This is a genomic window from Leuconostoc falkenbergense (assembly GCF_014634805.1).
In the GTDB taxonomy this organism is placed as follows: Bacteria; Bacillota; Bacilli; order Lactobacillales; family Lactobacillaceae; genus Leuconostoc; species Leuconostoc falkenbergense.
In genome coordinates this window covers 1-21,057 of record NZ_BMBS01000012.1, presented here as the reverse complement: position 1 = coordinate 21,057, position 21,057 = coordinate 1, and the positions used below count along the sequence as shown (strand labels likewise).

General features: G+C 39.0%; 20 protein-coding genes. 16 read left to right on the top strand and 4 right to left on the bottom strand.

Annotated elements, in window-relative coordinates:
• Complete coding sequence (dnaB, locus tag IEU71_RS03800; RefSeq protein ID WP_004911121.1) at positions 1 to 1,464, top strand: replicative DNA helicase; 1,464 nt, start codon at positions 1 to 3, stop codon at positions 1,462 to 1,464.
• A gap of 22 nt (positions 1,465 to 1,486) precedes the next feature.
• On the opposite strand, the gene IEU71_RS03795 is transcribed toward dnaB, so the two are convergent.
• Both IEU71_RS03795 and IEU71_RS03790 read right to left on the bottom strand, forming a co-directional pair.
• On the bottom strand, positions 1,487 to 2,035 hold the full coding sequence (locus tag IEU71_RS03795) for a hypothetical protein (protein WP_036066470.1): 549 nt from the start codon (positions 2,033 to 2,035) through the stop codon (positions 1,487 to 1,489).
• Positions 2,028 to 2,528: an aminoacyl-tRNA deacylase gene (locus tag IEU71_RS03790; RefSeq protein WP_036066487.1), complete on the bottom strand. Its 501-nt coding sequence runs from the start codon at positions 2,526 to 2,528 to the stop codon at positions 2,028 to 2,030. Before IEU71_RS03790 ends, IEU71_RS03795 begins: the two co-directional genes overlap by 8 nt.
• A 75-nt stretch (positions 2,529 to 2,603) precedes the next feature.
• Here IEU71_RS03790 and IEU71_RS03785 point away from each other — a divergent pair, with 75 nt between their 5' ends.
• From IEU71_RS03785 to rlmH, 15 genes are all read left to right on the top strand, one after another.
• Complete coding sequence (locus tag IEU71_RS03785; RefSeq protein ID WP_004911113.1) at positions 2,604 to 3,332, top strand: GntR family transcriptional regulator; 729 nt, start codon at positions 2,604 to 2,606, stop codon at positions 3,330 to 3,332.
• 208 nt (positions 3,333 to 3,540) lie between these two features.
• Positions 3,541 to 5,994, top strand: coding sequence for a phosphoketolase family protein (locus IEU71_RS03780; RefSeq protein ID WP_004911110.1), 2,454 nt, complete (start codon positions 3,541 to 3,543; stop codon positions 5,992 to 5,994).
• Between the two features lie 116 nt (positions 5,995 to 6,110).
• The gene (hisJ, locus tag IEU71_RS03775) at positions 6,111 to 6,926 is read left to right on the top strand and encodes a histidinol-phosphatase HisJ (RefSeq protein ID WP_004911106.1); all 816 of its coding nucleotides are present in this window, start codon (positions 6,111 to 6,113) and stop codon (positions 6,924 to 6,926) included.
• The gene (locus IEU71_RS03770) at positions 6,923 to 7,579 is read left to right on the top strand and encodes an HAD family hydrolase (protein WP_004911102.1); all 657 of its coding nucleotides are present in this window, start codon (positions 6,923 to 6,925) and stop codon (positions 7,577 to 7,579) included. The genes hisJ and IEU71_RS03770 overlap by 4 nt, the downstream gene beginning before the upstream one ends.
• Positions 7,572 to 8,093: an NUDIX hydrolase gene (locus IEU71_RS03765; protein WP_004911099.1), complete on the top strand. Its 522-nt coding sequence runs from the start codon at positions 7,572 to 7,574 to the stop codon at positions 8,091 to 8,093. The genes IEU71_RS03770 and IEU71_RS03765 overlap by 8 nt, the downstream gene beginning before the upstream one ends.
• Before the next feature lie 63 nt (positions 8,094 to 8,156).
• The gene (locus IEU71_RS03760) at positions 8,157 to 9,389 is read left to right on the top strand and encodes an MFS transporter (RefSeq protein ID WP_004911095.1); all 1,233 of its coding nucleotides are present in this window, start codon (positions 8,157 to 8,159) and stop codon (positions 9,387 to 9,389) included.
• A 78-nt stretch (positions 9,390 to 9,467) separates the two neighbouring features.
• Positions 9,468 to 10,283, top strand: coding sequence for a Cof-type HAD-IIB family hydrolase (locus IEU71_RS03755; RefSeq protein WP_004911093.1), 816 nt, complete (start codon positions 9,468 to 9,470; stop codon positions 10,281 to 10,283).
• A 44-nt stretch (positions 10,284 to 10,327) separates the two neighbouring features.
• The gene (tpx, locus tag IEU71_RS03750) at positions 10,328 to 10,828 is read left to right on the top strand and encodes a thiol peroxidase (RefSeq protein ID WP_004911091.1); all 501 of its coding nucleotides are present in this window, start codon (positions 10,328 to 10,330) and stop codon (positions 10,826 to 10,828) included.
• Between the two features lie 160 nt (positions 10,829 to 10,988).
• The gene (locus tag IEU71_RS03745) at positions 10,989 to 11,969 is read left to right on the top strand and encodes a ribose-phosphate diphosphokinase (protein ID WP_004911087.1); all 981 of its coding nucleotides are present in this window, start codon (positions 10,989 to 10,991) and stop codon (positions 11,967 to 11,969) included.
• Between the two features lie 224 nt (positions 11,970 to 12,193).
• Positions 12,194 to 12,901, top strand: a complete 708-nt coding sequence (gene yycF / locus IEU71_RS03740) for a response regulator YycF (RefSeq protein WP_004911084.1) — start codon at positions 12,194 to 12,196, stop codon at positions 12,899 to 12,901.
• 65 nt (positions 12,902 to 12,966) lie between these two features.
• Positions 12,967 to 14,832 carry a cell wall metabolism sensor histidine kinase WalK gene (walK, locus tag IEU71_RS03735; protein WP_036066468.1) on the top strand — a complete coding sequence of 622 codons (1,866 nt, stop codon included), beginning with the start codon at positions 12,967 to 12,969 and terminating at the stop codon, positions 14,830 to 14,832.
• Positions 14,822 to 16,120 (top strand): two-component system activity regulator YycH, encoded by a 1,299-nt coding sequence (gene yycH, locus IEU71_RS03730; protein ID WP_036066464.1) that lies wholly within the window; start codon positions 14,822 to 14,824, stop codon positions 16,118 to 16,120. Before walK ends, yycH begins: the two co-directional genes overlap by 11 nt.
• Before the next feature lie 150 nt (positions 16,121 to 16,270).
• A complete protein-coding gene (gene yycI / locus IEU71_RS03725) occupies positions 16,271 to 17,002 on the top strand; it encodes a two-component system regulatory protein YycI (protein WP_188349630.1) in 732 nt (243 codons plus the stop codon).
• A gap of 63 nt (positions 17,003 to 17,065) precedes the next feature.
• Positions 17,066 to 18,196 carry a S1C family serine protease gene (locus IEU71_RS03720; RefSeq protein ID WP_004911070.1) on the top strand — a complete coding sequence of 377 codons (1,131 nt, stop codon included), beginning with the start codon at positions 17,066 to 17,068 and terminating at the stop codon, positions 18,194 to 18,196.
• A gap of 630 nt (positions 18,197 to 18,826) precedes the next feature.
• On the top strand, positions 18,827 to 19,306 hold the full coding sequence (rlmH, locus tag IEU71_RS03715) for a 23S rRNA (pseudouridine(1915)-N(3))-methyltransferase RlmH (protein WP_004911067.1): 480 nt from the start codon (positions 18,827 to 18,829) through the stop codon (positions 19,304 to 19,306).
• 49 nt (positions 19,307 to 19,355) lie between these two features.
• Here the strand turns inward: rlmH and IEU71_RS03710 are convergent, their stop codons facing one another.
• Positions 19,356 to 20,039: an NAD(P)H-hydrate epimerase gene (locus IEU71_RS03710; protein WP_036066484.1), complete on the bottom strand. Its 684-nt coding sequence runs from the start codon at positions 20,037 to 20,039 to the stop codon at positions 19,356 to 19,358.
• A gap of 58 nt (positions 20,040 to 20,097) precedes the next feature.
• Positions 20,098 to 20,919, bottom strand: a complete 822-nt coding sequence (locus IEU71_RS03705; protein WP_004911061.1) for a serine hydrolase — start codon at positions 20,917 to 20,919, stop codon at positions 20,098 to 20,100.
• Positions 20,920 to 21,057 lie beyond the last annotated feature (138 nt).

Below are 21,057 nucleotides of genomic sequence, written 5' to 3'. Positions count from 1 at the left end.
ATGGATAATCCGGTATCAAATGAATATCGGCAGGTGCCACAGGATATTGACGCTGAACGAGCAGTGCTTGGCGCCATCTTTTTTGATGTCAAATCAGAGAACGCCATGATTGAGGCGAGTGCGATTTTGGCGCCGGAAGATTTCTATCGACAAGCGAACCAAACGATTTTTAAGGCGATGCAATCCTTGGTTGAGGACAACCGCCCCATTGATATGTTGACACTGCAAGACAAATTAAATAGCATGCAACAACTTGACAATGTTGGTGGCATGTCCTATTTGGCAGAAATATCTGAGTCAACGGCATCTTCAGCTAACTTAAAACACTATGCCAATATTGTTCGAGAAAAGGCGATTTTACGCAAAATGATTGATACGTTAACGCGTAGCATGTCATTAGCCTACGACGCGTCAGAACCAAGTGAAGATTTATTAGATCAATTATCACGTAGCATTGATACTATTGCCGAGAATAGAGGTAGTGAGGATTTTCGAAAAATTAAAGATGTCATTCGGGAATATCAAGCTAATCTAGACGAGGCTGTGAAAAACGATAGTGATGTGGTTGGGTTATCCACAGGATTTCCAGAAATGGATAAAATAACACACGGTTTTCGTAATGATCAAATGATCGTTTTTGGTGCTCGCCCGGCAGTCGGTAAAACAGCTTTTGTACTTAACATTGCGCGTAATGTTGCCAAGAATGAACAAGTGCCAGTAGTTATTTTTGAAATGGAAATGAGTGCGACCGACATTGTTGGCCGTTTATTAGCTGGCGAAGGATCTATTGATTCTAACCATTTGACAACTGGGCAAATGACGCAAGAAGATTGGCAAGCACTCACATTGGCTATGCAATCTTTGGCACAAATGCAAATCTACATGGACGATACCGCAGGCATTAAAATCAATCAAATTAGTGCAAAACTGCATCAACTTGAACGTGATTTGTTGAATGAAATGTCACCAGAAGATCGCGTCCAAAATCCGCATCCAATCGGACTCGTTGTCATTGATTATTTAGGCTTGATTGAGTCAAACAACACCGAAAGCCGCCAACAAGCAGTTTCTGAAGTGTCAAGATCAATCAAAAAGTTAGCAAAAGAATTAAGTACGCCAATCATAGCGCTCGCTCAATTGAGCCGTGGCGTGGAACAACGTACAGATAAACGTCCAATTCTTTCTGACTTGCGTGATTCAGGTTCTATCGAACAAGATGCTGATATTGTTGCTTTCCTGTATCGTGATGATTATTCTCGTGATGACGGTGAAGACGGCGAAGGGGATCCCCGTGAAGAACAAGAAGCAGTGCCGATTGAAGTGATTTTTGAAAAGAATCGTGCTGGTGCACGAGGGACTGCGACATTAATGTTTAACAAGCCAACTTTCAAATTTAATGCCATGGCGCCATTATATCGTGATGGTATGAATGCTGGCGTTCCTGATATGAGTTCTGGTTGGTAAAAAAAGCGCGAATGCGCTTTTTTTATTGGAAAAATATAAATTTGATGGTAGTGATGATTACAATGAGTGTCAGATAAAAAGGTGTTCCTCGCCAAAAATTTTGCCAGTCAGCTTGAGAAAGATGAAATCCCAACAACAGACTGACTAAAATGAAGACAATAATGATATTTCTAATGTGCCAACCAGTAATCCAGCCAAAGGATAACAAGAACCAAATAGTTAGGCATATACCAAGAATGGGTGCTAAACTAATAAAAAAATTGCCTAGGCGTTGATAATAGCTTTTTGGATTATATTCACGATTAACATAACCTAATATGCCGTCCTCACTAATTTGCCAGAGACAAAAGCTGACAATGTGATGCCGAAAAATCAAGGCGACAGTCAAGTGGCTTAATTCGTGTATTACGACGCCAAAAAAGCTTAAGATAGCCGTAAGATTATGACCTAGTCGCTGATTGAGTTGATCTGTCAAATAGGATGAGAGACTACCTACTAAATAAACAATAATAATTGGTAGGATAAAGAAAAAAAGCAGTTGCTCGCCCACCATATTTAGCCAATCAGTCATGTTCTAGTAAATCTACGAATGAGGCACCAACCAGTAATGCAACATCTACGGGATTAATTTTGTCAGAGCGACCTAATTCACCACCACTTACCAAAATGTACGGTGCATTTTGAGCAGTTTGCTCGAAGAAAATTGGGAAGTGCTTATTTTGCCAAATACCGACAGGATTATTGGCCCCGTGAATGTAGCCAGTTGTTTTTTGCAATATTTTTAATGGCAACATGCTGACTTTTTTATTACCAGAAGCTGCCGCTAACTTTTTTAACGATAGATGTGATGTAATAGGGAGCACAGCAACAATTGGACCAGTTTTATCACCTTCTGCGGCTAAGGTCTTATAAATATCATCATGTTTCACGTGAAACGTTTCTAAAATAGCATCACGTTCGGCTTCTGATTTGTCAATAATGTTGAGAGACAGCGCTTCGTATGGAATGTTATGCTTATCCATTACCTGCTCGGGCAATGTTTTTTTCATTTTCTTTTTACTCATGCTCATATTTTACCACAATTGGAACAACCAATGAAATGACTGGTCAGACCAATATGTGATATACTTATTAACATTATGTCAGAACCTATCTATGTTACCGTACAAGCGGACTTAAAACAAAAAATTTATCAAGGCGAATTTGCTAATTTGAAACTTCCAGATGAGCGATCATTAGCTGAACAGTATGATGTTTCACGTTCGTCAATCAAAAGAGCGCTCAATGTGCTTGTTCAACAAGGGGTCATTTTCAAAAAACGTGGCAGTGGTACTTTTGTCAATCCATTATATTTGAAGAACCACGCTATTTTCCAACATGAAGGATCAAATCTTGGTGTCTCTGATTCTTTTCGTGTCGACGGCAAAGCACCGGCAATTGAATTAATAGATTTCAAGGTCATCCCAGCAACGCCAGAGCAGCAACAAGCACTTTTCTTAAATGAGGGTGACTTTGTTTATGAAATAAAACGGTTACGTCGTTTGGAAGGTGTGCCATTTATGATTGAGCGTGGTTATGTGCCGATTAGCGTTTTACCAGGTCTGAATCGTGATATTGTTTCAGGTTCAGTTTATGAATATATTGAAAAAAATAAACACCGTTCAGTTACAAAGTCGTTTATGACAATTATGGCAGAACCATCAACTGAAGAAGATCAGAAGCTATTAAAATTATCGGAAAAAGAGCCAGTTGGGATTATGGAAGGTATTTTTTTCATGGATGATGGTACGCCACTTGAATTTTCAACAATGCGCTTGCACTATAAATATCTTCGTTATAATGCCTTTGTCAGTCTTGACTCAGAATGAAATACTGCATTTAGCAGTTTTTTTTTAGAGTCCAAAAAATTGGACCGTACCAAAATCTTATCTGCGCCAACCAAAAAAACAATAGACCAGAACCAATCTAATCTTTCTTCTTGAACTCACTACTAAAATCAGTTATACTGTAAGAGTAAATAACGGAAATAGGTTCGTGGTTTACGATTCTCTCAAAAAATAAGGAGTACTTAATCTCATGGCAGATTTCGATTCAAAAGAGTACTTAGAACTCGTTGATAAGTGGTGGCGTGCAACCAACTACTTGTCAGCTGGGATGATCTTCTTGAAGAGTAACCCACTGTTCTCAGTAACAAACACACCAATCCAAGCCGAAGACGTTAAAGTAAAGCCAATCGGTCACTGGGGAACCATTTCAGGTCAAACATTCTTGTATGCACATGCAAACCGCTTGATCAACAAGTATGATTTGAACATGTTCTATATCGGTGGTCCAGGTCACGGTGGTCAAGTTATGGTCACAAACGCTTATTTGGATGGCGAATATACAGAGGATTACCCAGAAATCACACAAGATTTGGCAGGTATGAGCCGTTTGTTCAAGCGCTTCTCATTCCCAGGTGGAATCGGATCGCACATGACAGCTCAAACACCAGGTTCACTGCATGAAGGTGGTGAATTAGGTTATTCATTATCACACGCCTTTGGTGCCGTTTTGGACAACCCAGACCAAATTGCTTTTGCAGTTGTTGGTGATGGTGAAGCCGAAACTGGTCCATCAATGACATCATGGCACTCAACAAAGTTCTTGAACGCCAAGAACGATGGTGCCGTATTGCCAATTTTGGATTTGAACGGCTTTAAGATTTCTAACCCAACAATCTTCTCACGTATGTCTGATGAAGAAATCACAAAGTTCTTTGAAGGTTTGGGTTATTCACCACGCTTCATCGAAAACGATGATATTCATGACTACACTGCTTATCACGAATTAGCAGCTAAGGTCTTGGATCAAGCAATTGAAGATATCCAAGCTATCCAAAAGGATGCGCGTGAAAACGGTAAGTACCAAGATGGTACAATTCCTGCATGGCCAGTTATCATTGCTCGTTTGCCAAAGGGTTGGGGTGGTCCAACACATGATGAGAATGGTGATCCAATCGAAAACTCATTCCGTGCTCACCAAGTGCCATTGCCTCTGGCACAAAACAAGCTTGAAACTTTGACACAATTCGAAGAATGGATGAATTCATACAAGCCAGAAGAATTGTTCAACGCAGACGGTTCATTGAAAGATGAATTGAAGGCAATTGCACCTAAGGGTGACAAGCGCATGTCAGCTAACCCAATTGCTAACGGCGGTCGTCGTCGTGGTGAAAAGGCGCAAGACTTGACTTTGCCTGATTGGCGTCAATTTACCAACGATATCACAGATGATAATCGTGGTACTGAATTGCCAAAGCAAACACAAAACATGGATATGACAACACTTTCAAATTATTTGGAAGAAGTTTCAAAGTTGAATCCAACATCATTCCGCGTGTTTGGTCCTGATGAAACGATGTCAAACCGTTTGTGGAGTCTCTTTAACAGTACTAACCGTCAATGGATGGAAGAAGTTAAAGAGCCAAATGACCAATATGTAGGTCCTGAAGGTCGTATTATTGACTCGCAATTGTCAGAACACCAAGCAGAAGGTTGGTTGGAAGGCTACACATTGACAGGTCGTGTCGGAATCTTTGCTTCATACGAATCATTCCTACGTGTTGTCGACACAATGATTACACAACACTTCAAGTGGTTGCGTCACGCTTCAGAGCAAGCATGGCGTAATGATTACCCATCATTGAACTTGATTGCAACGTCAACGGCGTTCCAACAAGATCACAATGGTTACACTCACCAAGATCCAGGTCTATTGACTCACTTGGCTGAAAAGAAGTCAAACTTCATCCGTGAATACTTGCCAGCCGATGGTAACACATTGTTGGCCGTTCAAGCACGTGCATTCTCAGAACGTCAGAAGGTTAACTTGTTGATTGCTTCAAAACAACCACGTCAACAGTGGTTTACTACTGACGAAGCTGATGTATTGGCTAACGAAGGCTTGAAGATTATAGATTGGGCTTCTACTGCACCTTCTGGTGATGTTGATATTACATTTGCATCTGCTGGTACAGAACCAACAATCGAAACTTTGGCAGCTTTGTGGTTGATTAACCAGGCGTTCCCAGAAGTTAAGTTCCGCTATGTTAACGTTGTTGAATTGCTACGTTTGCAGAAGAAGTCAGAACCTAACATGAACGACGAACGTGAGTTGTCAGACGAAGAATTTAACAAGTTCTTCCAACCTGAAACACCAGTTATCTTTGGCTTCCACGCGTATGAAGATTTGATTGAATCATTCTTCTTCGAGCGTAAGTTTGAAGGTGATGTATACGTTCATGGTTATCGTGAAGATGGTGACATCACAACGACATATGACATGCGTGTTTACTCACACTTGGATCGTTTCCACCAAGCTAAGGAAGCAGCAGAAATCTTGTCAGCAAATGGTAAGATTGATCAAGCAGCCGCTGATACATTTATCGCTAAGATGGATGAAACATTGGCAAAGCATTTCGAAGTCACTCGTAACGAAGGACGTGATATCGAAGAATTCACTGACTGGAAGTGGTCAGCACTTAAGTAAGACAAAGTGCGACTTCACCATGAGTGAGAGATTAAGCGAATCAGATAACTCTGGTTCGCTTTTTGCTTTGCAAATATGTAGAATGGTTGTATTGAGTAAAATTAAGGTGAAAAATCATGTTAAAAAAAGACGGACATACACACATTCCTAATCTAATAGATCACAAAAACAATGACAACTTAGATGATTTAATTGAACGTGCAATCTCACTTGGATTTAAAGAATACACCATCGCTGCAATGGCACCTTTACCAGATGAATCAAATGTGAACCGATCACAGTTAGGTCTCACGTCAGATGATTTGACGACTTACAAATTAGCAGTGGATCGGGTAGCTGATAAGTATCAAAATCAAATCCTTATTAAACGTGCATTTGAAATCAACTACTTTTCGGATTATGAAAATCAAATGCGTCGATTTTTGCGTTCACAAGCAGAGTGGGTAGATGAAGTAATTTTGTCAGTGCACTTTATGCCAGATGATATGGGTATATTGCGTCGTATTGATGATAATGTTGATACCATTAGCAGGTATTTTGCTGAGACGCTAACAACACCTCAGGTGTTCTACCAACGCTATTTTGCATTAATGGCCCAGAGTGTTGAAGCAATTATTGGTGTCAATAAACCTATCCGAATTGCTGATTTTGGTATTATTAAGCGTTTCCAACAGACATTAAATTTACCTGATTTTGATGATAGTATTTACAAACAGATAGGTGATATATTTCAAATGATGGCGACGCGTGACTATCAGTTAGAAATCAATGCTGCTGGATTCAATGACGTTGGTTATGGTGATACCTATCCAGCGTTAGATGTGGCTGCCTCAGCTTTTGATATGGGTATTGACGTTGTTTATAGTTCTCATGCCCAGAGTGTTAGTGAGGTGGGTCAGTTTTTCAATGAAATAGAAGAGGTTATCAAATGAAAAAAGCAGCATTCTTTGACTTTGACGGTACTTTAGCAAATACCGAAAAACTATCAGTATTGGCAACGCAACAAGCATTTAAACAAATAAAATTACCCGTTCCTGACGCGCAAGACATTGTGCATTATCAGGGTGTTCCGATTGAAACATCATTTTCTAAATTAGGTGCTAAAGATTTAAACCCGTCAGAACTGCAGACATTATATACTAATTTTCGTGCCGCTTATCAAAGTGGCGAGTCCGCAGATACAATAACAGTATTTCCGGGAATAGTGTCAGCATTGGCACAACTAAAAAGTGCTGGTGTTGAGATGTTTATTATGACAAGTAAAAAGTCTGCGGTAGCGCAGCGCAATTTAGCGATTCTTAATATTAACCAATATTTTAGCGATATTTACGGTTCTGATCGCGTTGTGGCATTTAAGCCATTACCTGGTGGTTTATTGCAAGCTATGGCAGAGCACCATATTGACGACAGGCAAGCTATAATGATAGGCGATGCAACGTTTGATATTGACGCTGGCAATGCTGCAGGGATTGATACAATTGCAGTTACGTGGGGATCGCATGACCAGGCGATTTTGGAAAAATCTCAGCCTAATTATATCATTAGTGATGCGAAGAAATTAACGGAGATCATTATTCATGAGTGATCAACGTGCTGATAAATTAGGCGAATTATGGGACGTTTATACACGTCAACGACAACTCACTGGGCGAACCCATCGACGTGGTGAACCGCTGGCACAAGGTGATTACCATATGGTTGCTAATGCGCTAGTTTTTAACCAAGACGGGGAATTACTTGTTCAGCAGCGATCGTTCAAAAAAATGGCATTACCAGGTGGCTGGGTTTTGGCGACTGGTGGGTCAGTTTTGCAAGGGGAAACATCATTAGAAGGTATTCAACGAGAGGTTGTCGAAGAATTGGGTGCACAGGCAACGCAATTTGAACGAATTCGGACTAGTTGGGAAAAAGATTGGTTTGATGACTTATATGTCACTAGCATTACTCAGCCATTGGACAGTTTAAAAATTCAAACTTCTGAAGTTGAGCAAGTGACTTGGTTATCAATCAAAGACGCACAAAAAATAAGCAGTGACCCAAATTATTTAGACGACGATATTCTAATAAAAGCACAGCGCATAGCCCTTAATATGATATAATTTATTTTTATTATTTTAAGTATAAATTGTCTGGTGATAAATCACAGGCTCGAGGGAGAAATTATGTCTGATTTTTTTAAATTAGATCGCAATATTCAATTGCGAATTGTGATGATGTTTATCACAATTGCAATCGGTTCTTCAGTGGGCCCAAATATGACAATATATTATGTGGATTATTTTGGTCCTCTTGTAACTGGTATATTATTAGTGGCAGTGCAAGTGGCTGGCTTTTTAGCCGGTCTATATGGTGGTCATTTAGCTGATAATTGGGGCAGAAAACGAGTGATGATTGGTGGCATTACGACCATGACAGTTGGTTATATTCTAGCAGCTGCAATGAATTCACCATTGTACATTAATCCATATCTAACTTTTTTTGGTTTTTTAATGGCGACTTTGGGTATTAGCTTTGCTTCACCAGCAGAAGAAGCAATGATGATTGATGTATCGACATTACAAAATCGTAAATTCATCTATGCCATGATCTATTGGGTCATTAATTTGGCGGTCATGATTGGGGCGGCTTTGGGTGGCTGGTTTTTCAAAACAGCCCGTTTCGAGTTGCTTCTGGGCACAGCATTAGGGGCGCTGTTGAGTTTGGTAATTGTTGTCTTATGGATTACTGAAACTTTTCCCGCCTCAAAGCGTACGGTTCATGGCCAGTCAGTCTGGTCAGTAGTTAAAAGTTATCGAGAAGTTTTTGCCGATAAACGTTATCTTAAGTTTATGATTGCTGCTATCGGAGCGACAGTTATTTTTTCGTCACCTGATTATTATTTAGCAGCGCACCTAGGACAGAGCTTTAATAATACAACTATATTTGGCGTGCAAATTTTCGGTCAACGAATGCTTTCCGTAATTACTGTGACCAACACATTAATGATTGTGTTATTAATGGGAACTATGACTAAGCTTTTTCAAAAGTGGTCAAACATGAAAGCAACTGCCGTAGGAACTGCAATGCAAGGGGCCGGTTTTGCTTTGTCGTTTTTATTGAATGATTTTTGGCCATTATTTTTGGTGGCAATTTTTCTGACATTAGGTGAAATGATTGTGACACCAGCGCAGCAGTCATTGCGCGCGGAAATGATGAATCAGCAAAAAATTGGTACTTATAGTGGTTTTAGTGCCGCAATGCGACCAGTAGGTTTTATTATTTCATCTGCGATTGTAAGTGTTTCCGCGTTTATCGGCAATGTCGGCGCCGCAATTATTTTGTTGATTGCAACGGGCATCAGCATTTGGTTTACGTATTTATCTGTTGTGATGTTGCGTGAAAAAAGAACAGTTTAATTAATAAAATAGTAATCCATGTTTTGAAAGCGATTACTTTTTGCTATAATGTAGTTACACTAAAATTGGAGCTCAGACATGTCAGAAATAAAAATTGTGTCCATTGATATTGATGGCACGCTATTAAACGATGATCGACAAATTACACCTGACGTGAAGTCAGCTATCCAAGCAGCCATGGCACAAGGCGTTAAAATTGTGATTACAACAGGACGTCCTTTACCAGGTGTGCAAGATATTTTAGATCAGTTAGAAATTGCCGGTAGTGAGCAATTTGTCATTACACATAATGGTGGTTTAATGCAAACTGCTGATGGTTCTCGCATTCTCTTTCAAGCAGCACTGCGTTTATCGGAATATCAGCAAATTAATGATTTCATGCGCGAACAAAACACATATATTCAGGCAGAAAGTCAAAATGCTGCTTATACAACCAACCATCTGGTTCACCGATGGGCGAGCTTTGAAAATGCTTTAGTCAAATTACCATTGCACGTCGTTGACGATATCAACGATTTGGCAAAAGTTGAAATCATTAAAGGCATTGCCAACGATGAGTCTGATGCATTAGACCATGTTCAGTCACTGATTCCAACAGTGATTACTGAATCAGTTTCCGTTATTCGATCAACTGCTAATAATTTGGAATTTATTAATAAGAAGGCTTCAAAAGGTAATGCCTTAGCTGCGCTTGCACAGTCCCTTAATATTGATATTGAAGATACAATGGCAATTGGTGATCAAGAAAATGATTTTTCAATGATTGAAGTCGCGGGTCTGGGCGTTGCTATGGGTAATGCTATTAAAAAGATTAAAGACATTGCTGATGTTGAGACAGTTTCCAATAATGAATCCGGCGTTGCAAGAGCACTTGAGAAGTATGTTCTAAAATAGTGCCATCTAAAAATGATTACTGATATAAGCCAAGGAGGCAGAAGATGAAAGTTACATTAAGTGGAAAAGAAGTTGAGTTAGAAGGGGAACCAACAAAAGTTGGTGAGGCAATGCCACACTTCAAGTTGCTGGACCAATCAGGTGAAAAAGTTAAAACGGCTGATTTATTAGGTAAAGTCACGCTTATTTCTGTTGTACCAGATCTAAACACTGATACATGTTCACTGCAAACACGCCATTTTAATCAAACTGTTGATCAATTCGATGGTGTTAATTTCATCACTGTATCAACAAACACAGTTGCTGAACAACGCGATTGGTGTGCTGCAGAAGGTGTGCACAATTTGAGAATGTTGTCAGATGAACAAGAATCATTTGGCTATGCAACAAAGTTATATGTGCCAGATACTGGCTTTGACACACGTGCTGTTTATATTTTGGATGCAACAGGTACTGTGATTTATGCACAAATTGTACCGGAAATTTCTGAAGAGCCTGACTATGATGATGCCCTACAAGCCTTATCAAAAGCTTTAGAAGCATAAATATGGTAATTTTAATCGACGATTGCAGTTTCATCTGTGGTCGTTTTATTCTGGCATAATAAACTGACTTTAAAATTCGGTTAGCTATGTATTTAAGACGTTTTTTTTGATAGAATGGGTGTAGTAGTGATATTTTACCTATAAAAATTTGGAGTTAGACATGCCGGAACCTAAATTGAAACTTTTTTCGTTGAGTTCAAATGAACCACTTGCTCAAAAAATCGCTGATTCAGTGGGCGTGCCATTGAGTGAAATTTCTGTTAAACGCTTTGCTGACGGTGAGGTGCAAATTAACATTGAAGAAAGTATTCGTGGTGATAATGTATTTGTGATTCAGTCCACTTCTGCGCCTGTCAATGATAATTTGATGGAGCTGTTGATTATGATTGATGCCTTGCGTCGAGCTAGCGCTAATCAAATTAATGTTGTATTACCTTATTATGGTTATGCACGTCAAGACCGTAAAGCACGCTCTCGCGAACCAATTACTGCCAAGCTTGTCGCTAATATGCTGGAACGTGCTGGCGCAACGCGTGTGCTGGCACTCGATTTGCATGCTGCCCAAATTCAAGGATTTTTTGATATTCCAATGGATCATTTACAAGGGGCACCCTTATTAGCTGATTATTTGATTGAGTCAGGTATAGCTAACAAGCAAAATTCGGTTGTTGTCTCACCAGATCATGGTGGTATGACACGTGCGCGTAACCTTAACAACATGTTAGGATTAGAATCACCAGTGGCGGTCATTGATAAGCGCAGACCAAAGCCAAATGTTGCTGAAATTGGCAGCATTGTTGGTGATGTCGCAGGTAAAACTGCCATTATGATTGATGATATGATTGATACAGCAGGAACCATTACTCAGGGTGCACAATTAATCATGTCTCATGGGGCTAAAGAGGTTTATGTTGTGGCCTCACACGCTGTATTTTCAGGTCCAGCAGTGGAACGCTTGCAAAATTCAGTGTTCACAAAGGTTATTTTGACAGATTCAATTAATTTACCAGAAGAAAAGAAGTTTGAAAAACTAGAAATTGTTTCTGTTGGTGAGTTAATTGGTGAAGCTATTCGTCGCATCAGTAACAATGAAGCCATTAGTTCTCTTTTCAAAACACGTTTCCATCGCAGAAGTCATTAAGTCTTGTCTCAAGCAATCTTGCCAATCATTTGATGTGATTGGTTTTTTTGTAAGTATGAATTTGCAATCAAAGTGTCGTGGTGTGTCGAAATTGTGAACATCATGATTGCTTTAGAGTAATGAGGTGCTTGTTTATAATGTAGGACATACCGACGATAAACACATTTAGCTGTTGAAAATGTTATAATGTACTTAGAATACACTTATTATGATAGGAGTTCTGCATGAGTAAAGTTTTAGTTGTAGACGATGAAAAGCCAATTTCAGATATTATCAAATTTAATTTAACAAAAGAGGGTTACGATGTTGTGACGGCAGCTGACGGACGTGAAGCGTTGGACATGTACAACGATGAAAATCCTGATCTTGTTTTGCTTGATCAAATGTTGCCAGAAGTCGATGGCATCGAGGTATTGCGTCAAATTCGCTCGAAGTCAGATATCCCAGTTATCATGGTAACGGCTAAAGATAGTGAAATTGATAAAGTGCTAGGGCTTGAAATGGGCGCTGACGATTATGTGACTAAACCTTTTTCTAACCGTGAACTTGTAGCACGTGTGAAAGCTAATTTACGTAGCCGTAAATCAGTTGCTCAAAGTACAGAAGAGTCATTTAATAGTACAGAAGACATTCACTTGGGTGATCTGACTATTCATCCTCAAGCTTATATGGTTTCCAAAAACGGTGCTGACATTGAATTGACTCACCGAGAATTTGAATTGCTTTACTATTTGGCACAACATATTGGCCAGGTTATGACGCGGGAACATTTGCTACAACAGGTATGGGGGTATGACTATTTTGGGGATGTTCGCACCGTTGATGTTACCGTGCGTCGCTTGCGTGAAAAAATAGAAGATAATCCCAGCCATCCTAATTGGTTAGCCACTCGACGGGGTGTTGGCTATTATTTGCGCCCATCAGAAGAGTAAAAAATAAGCGGCTTGACCGCGTACATAACTAGGGAGATCGTAGCTCTTATCTGAGCACAACTGACATGACGGCAATGACTAAATTCTTTCAATCTATTCGCTTTCGTATTGCACTCGTATTCGTGTTGCTAATGATTATCGCACTCGAATTATTGGGTGCGTTTTTCGTACGGCAAATGGAACAGCAAAATTTAGCGACCTTTCAACAGCAAATTACATTGCCAAAATATTTGACGGATCAAATTACAACAGCGCTCCGAGACAAGGATACAGAATCTGGCAATCATCAAATTCAGGATGTTTTGTCTGGATTAAATAATACAAATATACAAGAAGCGCAAGTTATTGACAAAACAGGAACAATCCGTGGGACAATTTCTGTTTCCGGACAGCAGACCATTGGACAAAAAACGACGGACATCAACGCCCAAAAAGCATTGGCTGGTGATCAATCATATTTACAAACACGGACCATTAATGAAGGTGGCGATCGCAAAGAATTGATGACAACACCGCTTGGCGTGACTAACGGTCGCCTTAAAGATGTCCCCGGCGTGATTGTGGTCAAAGCGAGTCTATCGCCAGTCTATAAAAACATTAACAACGTTATGAAGTTGTTTATCATTGCAGGCTTGGTTGCGCTTGTCGCTAGTATTGCGTTAGCTCTCTTTTTGGCGCGAACGCTAACACGACCAATTGAGCAAATTAATGAACAGACGACCAAAATTGCTGATGGTGATTACTCAATGGTTAATCATATTTATGGTTCCGATGAATTGAGTCAATTGGCGATGTCGGTGAACGAACTTTCAATGCGTATCGAAGAGTCAACGGAAACAGTTAACGCAGAACGTAATCGTTTGGATTCGGTTTTGACACACATGGCCGATGGCGTTTTGGCCGCTAATCGACGTGGTGAAGTGACCATCATTAACCAAGCCGCTGCTGATTTTGTTGGTGTTGACCGTGAAGAAGCTTTGGGAAAGAATGTTATTGATTTATTACATCTGAAAAACAAGCGTACTTTGCGGGAAATGCTTGAGAACTTAGATGATTTTCGGGTTGATTTGTCGGATGATAGCAAGGATTTATTAGTACAAGCCTATGTGTCATTAATTAAGCGTCAATCTGGTTTTATTTCCGGATTAGTTGTAGTTTTACACAATATTACAGAACAGCAACGTATAGATTCTGAACGGCGAATGTTTGTCTCGAACGTGTCTCATGAATTGCGCACACCATTAACATCTGTGCGTTCGTATGTGGACGCGCTTGCTGAAGGTGCAATCAATGATCCTGACATGGCGCAGAACTTTTTAGGCGTTGTGCAAGATGAAACGCAACGTATGATTCGTATGATTAATGATTTGCTTGAATTATCAAGACTTGATCAGGGCACGATGGATGTTAAATTAGAAGTCATTAATTTAAATAGCTTGTTTAACTTTGTGCTGAATCGTTTTGATATGATCTTGGAAAACGATGCTAAAAATGATGAATCACCGTCAAAACGATATAATATCTTACGTGAATTTACTAAAGAAGATGTTTGGGTTGAAGTTGACCCAGATAAATTTACGCAAGTACTAGACAATATCATGAATAATGCCGTGAAATACTCGCCAGATGGTGGCACCATTACAGCGCGTCTAATTAAGACTAAGACACGCGCTATTTTGAGTATTTCAGATCAAGGATTAGGTATTCCACGCAAGGATTTGGACAACATTTTTAACAGGTTTTTCCGAGTGGACAAATCTCGTTCGCGCGCTCAAGGCGGTACAGGCTTAGGATTAGCCATTTCTAAGGAAGTTGTTGAGAAATTCAATGGTCGAATTTGGGTTGATTCTGTGGAAAACAAAGGCTCAACGTTCTATATTTCGTTAGCCTATGTGGACGAAGTTCCGGAGGATGATTGGGATGCGGAATAATCGATCTGTTCAAGGAATTACGATGAACGTCATACTTACGGTGGCTATTTTAATTTCGATTATACTGACGGCCTTTGTGTTTATGTCTATTGGGCAACAACAAAATGTGAGCCCATCTGGTCAGCAAGATCAACAATCGGTGACGGCATTTAGACCTACAAACTATATTGTCAACGATAAGGATGGCATCCAGAATATGGTGATGCACGCTGATAATCAGCAAATCAAAACGATGCGCAGCTATTTAACATCTGCTGAGATTAAAAATCCTCATAAGAAAAAAGTTTCAAATACAATGATTATTGCTGCAATTAGTAAAAAACAAGCAGTGGTTTATCGTTATCCGGATGTGGTGCCGATTGATTATTTTAACGCAAGATATAACCAACACATTGCTGCAATTAAAAATTTTAATTTTGATTACTTTGTGTTATCACTTGATAAATCCAATCTAGCCTACTTTATAAATACCCAAACGAAAACAATGGTAACAGTGAGTTTGAGTAAAATTAATACGGCCAGCATGTGGGCCGTAGCTGAAGAGTTGCCTAAATCACTCACAGTCAATTTTAAATTTTTGAACAATCGCGTGCGATTAAATTTTCCAAAAGATATTAAATTACCTGTTTATTCTTATTTAGTGAATCACCGCGATCCAACGACATATGTGTCAGCATTACTGGGTACAACGAATCAACTAACAACGACAACCGACGGCAATAAAGTTATCTATACGAATAAATTTAGCGACCAACAAGTCACCTATGATCCGGATCTTGATACGGTTACCTTTAAAGACAACAAGGCTGATGGCAAATTAGATAAAACTTATGCTGCGAGATTAAATATTGGGTTTTCTCAGATTAATTTGTTGCAGTTTAACTTAACTGATACACGCTTTTATGAAAGCCGTAATGCTGGTAAAAACGTCACCTATCGCACATTTGTTGAAGGAATGCCGGTATATTATCAATCTGAAAGTGGCGCGATTCACATGACATTGGACAATCATGGTAACTTGATTAGCACGTATTCGTTGAATGAACTGGGTGTACCCGTGCCGAACAATCAAAAAGAAGTTACGCTACCTAAGTCATCGGATGTCCTTAATCGTTTACGACAGGCTGGTGTCAAAGAAAGCGATTATTATTTTATAACACCCGGTTATGAGTGGCTGGTCAACAAAGATAGTCATGCGGCAGTTAATATGCGCCCAACTTGGATGATTGAAACAGCTAGTGGTTGGTTGAGTGTGGATGATTATTTGAAAACTCGTGCTAATCAATAAGCAATTCCATTAGGGTAACAATATATTTAAGAAAGGAAGGCTGTTGACTGGTATGTGATGATAGTATCAGTCACAATTTAAAAAATGCAATTTAAAAGATTAAAAATTTTGATGATCATTTTATTTATTTCTTTAGATACCTTTCTTTTCGTGTGGTGGCGAAGTAATCGCCCAGACAGTGTCCAAGTAACCGACGCCAATACCAGTATTATTGCTGAAATGAAGCATCAAAACATCCAGTTGTCCAAGTTTAGCACCAAGATACCGTATGCAAATTATTTAGCTGGCAAGCAATCTGACAAATTAATCTCATTATCGGGCAAAGTGTCCGATTATGATGCTAGTGTCAAAAATCAGAAGCTTTCTGTCAATTTCAAAACACCACAAAGTATTAAGAGTAGCGGCAGTAAAAACGAGACAAGTAAATATATTGGTAATCAGATTGACCCAACGGCCTTAGCATACAGTGCAGGGTATCAATATAATAAGATTCTTTCTTACGAACAAGGTGCCAAACAAGGTATTTACTCGCAAAAAATTGATAAGTTACCTGTTGTTTCACAGCAAGGGTTATTCGTTGTGAATTATGATAAGGATGGGAAAGCCACTGGATTTACACAAACCAAAATATCCCATATCACTGAATTAAGGGATGAACGTGTTACGTTGAGTGAAGAGGACGCGATTGTTAGTTTGTACAGATTTAACGAATTAAATTCTGGTGATAAGTTATCTAAAGGAATGTTATCCTATGATTCCGCCTTGAAAGTGAATGGGTATGATATCTATACACCAGTTTGGCTGTTTGTAGTGACTCACAGTGACGGTGAGAGAGATACGTTGAAAATCAACGCTTTTACTGGGGATAATTTGTCAGAGTAATTTAATTTTAGGTTAATTTCAACTTGATAAAGTAAAACATAACGACATGAAGAGGTGTAATATATGGCACAATCAACATTAACAAAAACAGTGTTAACTGGCGTCATTGCAGGTTTAGTCGGCGGAGGCGTTATTTTATACGCGCAAGAGGGACTTGAAAAAAGTACCACACAAACAGTACGCACAACGGCAACCAAAACGTCGTCGATTTCTAAAAATGCAACTGCTACGACAGCTTATAATAAAGTTTCAGATGCGGTCGTGTCTGTGTTGAATTTTAGTAAATCGGGACAGAATTATGAAGAATCGTCTGAGGGATCTGGTGTCATTTACAAAAAATCAGATCAATCGGCGTTTATTGTGACAAATAATCATGTCATTGACGGTGCAGCTAAAATTCAAGTGATGCTCCACAATGGGAAAAAAGTGACTGCCACTTTGGTTGGTAAAGATGCTATGACTGACTTAGCGGTTCTCAAGATTGCAAGTGACAATGTGACGACAACAGCTGAGTTTGGTGATTCCAGTAAAATAGCGGTTGGAGAAAATGTGTTAGCAATTGGCTCTCCTTTGGGCTCAGAGTATGCCTCTTCAGTTACACAAGGCATTATTTCTGCTAAAAAACGACTCGTTGAAGCGACTTCTGAAAATGGTCAAAATTACGGTGGCTCGACTGTTATTCAAACGGATGCCGCGATTAATCCAGGTAATTCTGGTGGTCCGTTGATTAATTTTGCCGGACAAGTAATTGGCATTAATTCAATGAAATTAGCTACTTCGTCATCAGGTACTAGTGTTGAGGGAGTGGGATTTGCGATTCCTTCAGATCAAGTGGTAGACGTTGTCAATAAATTGGTCAAGGACGGCAAAATTACACGGCCAGCCATAGGCATTGGTTTAGTTAATTTGTCAGAAGTGACTGCTGACGATCAAAAGTCTACACTCAAAATTCCCGATAGTGTCACAGGCGGTGTTGTGGTCATGAGTTTGACGAAAAAAGGACCGGCTGACAATGCTGGTTTGAAAAAGTATGATGTGATTGTAGGCATCGATGGCAAGAAAGTGACGACACAAGCCGATCTGCGTGAAGTCCTATACAAACACAAATTAGGTGATACGATCACATTGACATACTACCACCACAGTAATAAGAAAACTGTTAAAGTTAAATTAACCCAAAAATTAGCAAGCTAACGATTATCGTTAGCTTTTTCTTTACCTTTAGTTGACAACGAGACGATAACGTGTGTTTTCAGAAAATGTTGAAAACTGTGTGTAAATGTTAATAACTTGGGGGAAAACTCCTGAAAAATGTGGAAAAATCAAGTATAATAGTGGATAAGAAAGCCTGTTCTTTAAAAAAAAAGTAAATTATTGGTGATTGACCGATCAAAAACAGACTTATCCACAAAAATAGTGAGTAGATATTGTAATGTTCGTGTAAACTGTATTCTATCGTGTTTATTTCTTATAATCAGTCTTAATTTTAAAATTAACGAACATTGTAGACAATTTATTGCATAATGTTTGGCGAACAAATGTGCTTATCCACATCTGTGGATAACATTGTGAATAACTGTGGAAAAGTAGTGTTTTAGAGACAGAAATTCAGTTAATTAAATGCAAAATGAGTTTATAAAGTTATCCACTTATTATCAGAAAAAGTTGAAAACTGTGGATAACTATTACAAGCGAACAGAAGAAACGTTGATATAAAGGCATTTATTTAAAAACAAATAAAATTTGTTCGTGTGGATAACGTAATTAGAATTGCAGTTACAAGAATCTAAAAATAATTAAGAAAGGTTAAATAAGTAATAGACATTGAATATTAAAATTATCACAGTAGGCAAGTTAAAAGAGCAATATTTAAAATATGGCATTGCAGAATACACCAAGCGGTTATCCCGGTTTGCTAAAGTTCATTTAATTGAAGTGCCTGATGAAAGGACACCAGAAAAGGCTAGTGAAGCCGAGAATACACAAATTATGGCTAAAGAAGGTCAGCGTATTCAGGAAAAAATTGGTGCACGTGATTATGTTATTGTTTTAGCCATTGAGGGTAAGCAACTACCTTCAGAAGTTTTTGCTGAAAAAATGAATCAAATTACGGTGGATGGTTATTCAGATGTGACATTTATAATTGGTGGTTCATTAGGACTGTCACCAGAAGTGAAACATCGCGCTAATTTTAAGATGAGTTTTGGGTTGTTAACCCTGCCACACCAACTAATGCGACTAGTACTAATTGAGCAAATATATCGTGCTTTTATGATTCAACAAGGGTCTCCTTATCACAAATAAGAATTGGTACAAAAAAAATCCACCCCAGTGGGTGGATTTTTTATAATGCTTAAATGGCTTCACTCTCATGTGTGGCGGACTGTGATAGTGGCAGACTAATTTCAAAATCTTCTGGTACAAGCATACCAACATCTTTTACGATAGTATCACCTGACAAGTAGCCACCTACGCGTTTTGTTAGTCCTACTTTTTTAAAACCAAAAGTCACGGTTGTATGGGCTTTTAATGCAGCCCCTCTTACTTCGCCAGTAGTTGCGTCAATGCCTGTGGGCATGTCAACAGCAATAACTGGCTTTTCAATATGATTGGCTGCCTTAATCATTTTCTGCAGTCCTTCTGGTAAATCATTATTTAGGCCGACGCCAAAAATAGCATCAATAATTAATGTTGCTTCGTTGAAGTCACTTTTTTCAGAGCGAACAACACCATAGGCCTCAATAATAGACAACTGCCGTTTGACACTATCTTTAGCCCGATTAACGTTGCCTACAAATTGTAGCGAAACGTTAATGCCTTGTGCATAGAGCAGACGGGCAATGGCGACACCGTCCGCGCCATTATTGCCTAAACCAGCTAATACAAGAACATGGTTGAGATCAAAATTGCCGGCACCGATGACATCAACTACCGCCATTGCAGCGCGCTCAATTAAAACATCTTGTGGCATGCCAATGACATCAATTGTGTATTGATCAATTTGTTGCATTTCGTTTGCAGTTACAAGTTGTGTCATAATTTCCATCATTTCTTCATAGTTGTTAAATCTATTATACGAGGAATTGAGTTGCTAATCAAACTAGTAACGCTTTTATTCGGTCCCAAATACTGGTAGGGGTTGTTGCTTTTTTATTTTGCTGCTTGTTTGCGGCCTTGCTTAATTTATTGACTAATGTCACCCCGGTTTGGTAATCACTATTGCCCGTTGTATAAATTGTTAAAATGTATTTATCATCAATAATACCGCTAGAGTTGACAATCCAAGTGCCATTATTAGCGTTGTAATCTGTCATCCAACCATTTTTTAACGCAACATCTTTAGCCCCTGTACTAACGCCCCAGTCTTGCGTTTCTGAGATATGACTCATCAGTGACAAAATATAAGCTTTTGAGGTTGTATTTAACAGTGACTTTGTGTTGTATAGCTGATCTAGTATTTTGTTTTGTTGACTGGCAGTAGCCATTGTTTCGCCAAAATAAGTGGCTTGTGTAATCTTAACACCAATACTCTGCCAAAAATTGTTTAGACCATCATCACCGCCGATTTCTGTCCACAATACAGTTGCTGCATCATTGTCAGAATTGATAATCATTTGTGTTGCGTTTTCTTTTTCATCGGCCGTTAAGAGTTCGCCCGCATTTTGTTTTTGAATCATGAGTGCTTCCAAAATCGAAACTTTGATAGTAGAGGCCATCATGATTTTTTTAGTTTGGCTATTGCGATAGGTATAGGTCTTACCGGTCGATAAATCACGAATACTAGCAATAACAGTTGCGTCAGTGTCAGTTTTTTTTATGATTTTTTTCCAACTAGTGGTTGGATTTTGAATGCTACTTGCGTTTGCTGAGGTTACTATGAAAGAACTGGCTAGAAAGATAATCAGTATTTTACGCATAAAATAATCCTTAATATCGAACTATTTTAACTATAACATAAGTCAAAAATATTATATGTAAGGTAGATTGTAAAATTAAACCGAACACTTGAATAAAAAAGCCGCAGCGCCTTTAATGGTAATTGTCTAAAACAACCA

Bases quoted from the DNA above. Each gene is read 5' to 3' on its own strand.
- dnaB (WP_004911121.1), top strand. From the start codon at position 1: ATGGATAATCCGGTATCAAATGAATATCGGCAGGTGCCACAGGATATT.
- IEU71_RS03795 (WP_036066470.1), bottom strand. From the start codon at position 2,035: ATGACTGATTGGCTAAATATGGTGGGCGAGCAACTGCTTTTTTTCTTT.
- IEU71_RS03790 (WP_036066487.1), bottom strand. From the start codon at position 2,528: ATGAGTAAAAAGAAAATGAAAAAAACATTGCCCGAGCAGGTAATGGAT.
- IEU71_RS03785 (WP_004911113.1), top strand. From the start codon at position 2,604: ATGTCAGAACCTATCTATGTTACCGTACAAGCGGACTTAAAACAAAAA.
- IEU71_RS03780 (WP_004911110.1), top strand. From the start codon at position 3,541: ATGGCAGATTTCGATTCAAAAGAGTACTTAGAACTCGTTGATAAGTGG.
- hisJ (WP_004911106.1), top strand. From the start codon at position 6,111: ATGTTAAAAAAAGACGGACATACACACATTCCTAATCTAATAGATCAC.
- IEU71_RS03770 (WP_004911102.1), top strand. From the start codon at position 6,923: ATGAAAAAAGCAGCATTCTTTGACTTTGACGGTACTTTAGCAAATACC.
- IEU71_RS03765 (WP_004911099.1), top strand. From the start codon at position 7,572: ATGAGTGATCAACGTGCTGATAAATTAGGCGAATTATGGGACGTTTAT.
- IEU71_RS03760 (WP_004911095.1), top strand. From the start codon at position 8,157: ATGTCTGATTTTTTTAAATTAGATCGCAATATTCAATTGCGAATTGTG.
- IEU71_RS03755 (WP_004911093.1), top strand. From the start codon at position 9,468: ATGTCAGAAATAAAAATTGTGTCCATTGATATTGATGGCACGCTATTA.
- tpx (WP_004911091.1), top strand. From the start codon at position 10,328: ATGAAAGTTACATTAAGTGGAAAAGAAGTTGAGTTAGAAGGGGAACCA.
- IEU71_RS03745 (WP_004911087.1), top strand. From the start codon at position 10,989: ATGCCGGAACCTAAATTGAAACTTTTTTCGTTGAGTTCAAATGAACCA.
- yycF (WP_004911084.1), top strand. From the start codon at position 12,194: ATGAGTAAAGTTTTAGTTGTAGACGATGAAAAGCCAATTTCAGATATT.
- walK (WP_036066468.1), top strand. From the start codon at position 12,967: ATGACGGCAATGACTAAATTCTTTCAATCTATTCGCTTTCGTATTGCA.
- yycH (WP_036066464.1), top strand. From the start codon at position 14,822: ATGCGGAATAATCGATCTGTTCAAGGAATTACGATGAACGTCATACTT.
- IEU71_RS03720 (WP_004911070.1), top strand. From the start codon at position 17,066: ATGGCACAATCAACATTAACAAAAACAGTGTTAACTGGCGTCATTGCA.
- IEU71_RS03710 (WP_036066484.1), bottom strand. From the start codon at position 20,039: ATGACACAACTTGTAACTGCAAACGAAATGCAACAAATTGATCAATAC.
- IEU71_RS03705 (WP_004911061.1), bottom strand. From the start codon at position 20,919: ATGCGTAAAATACTGATTATCTTTCTAGCCAGTTCTTTCATAGTAACC.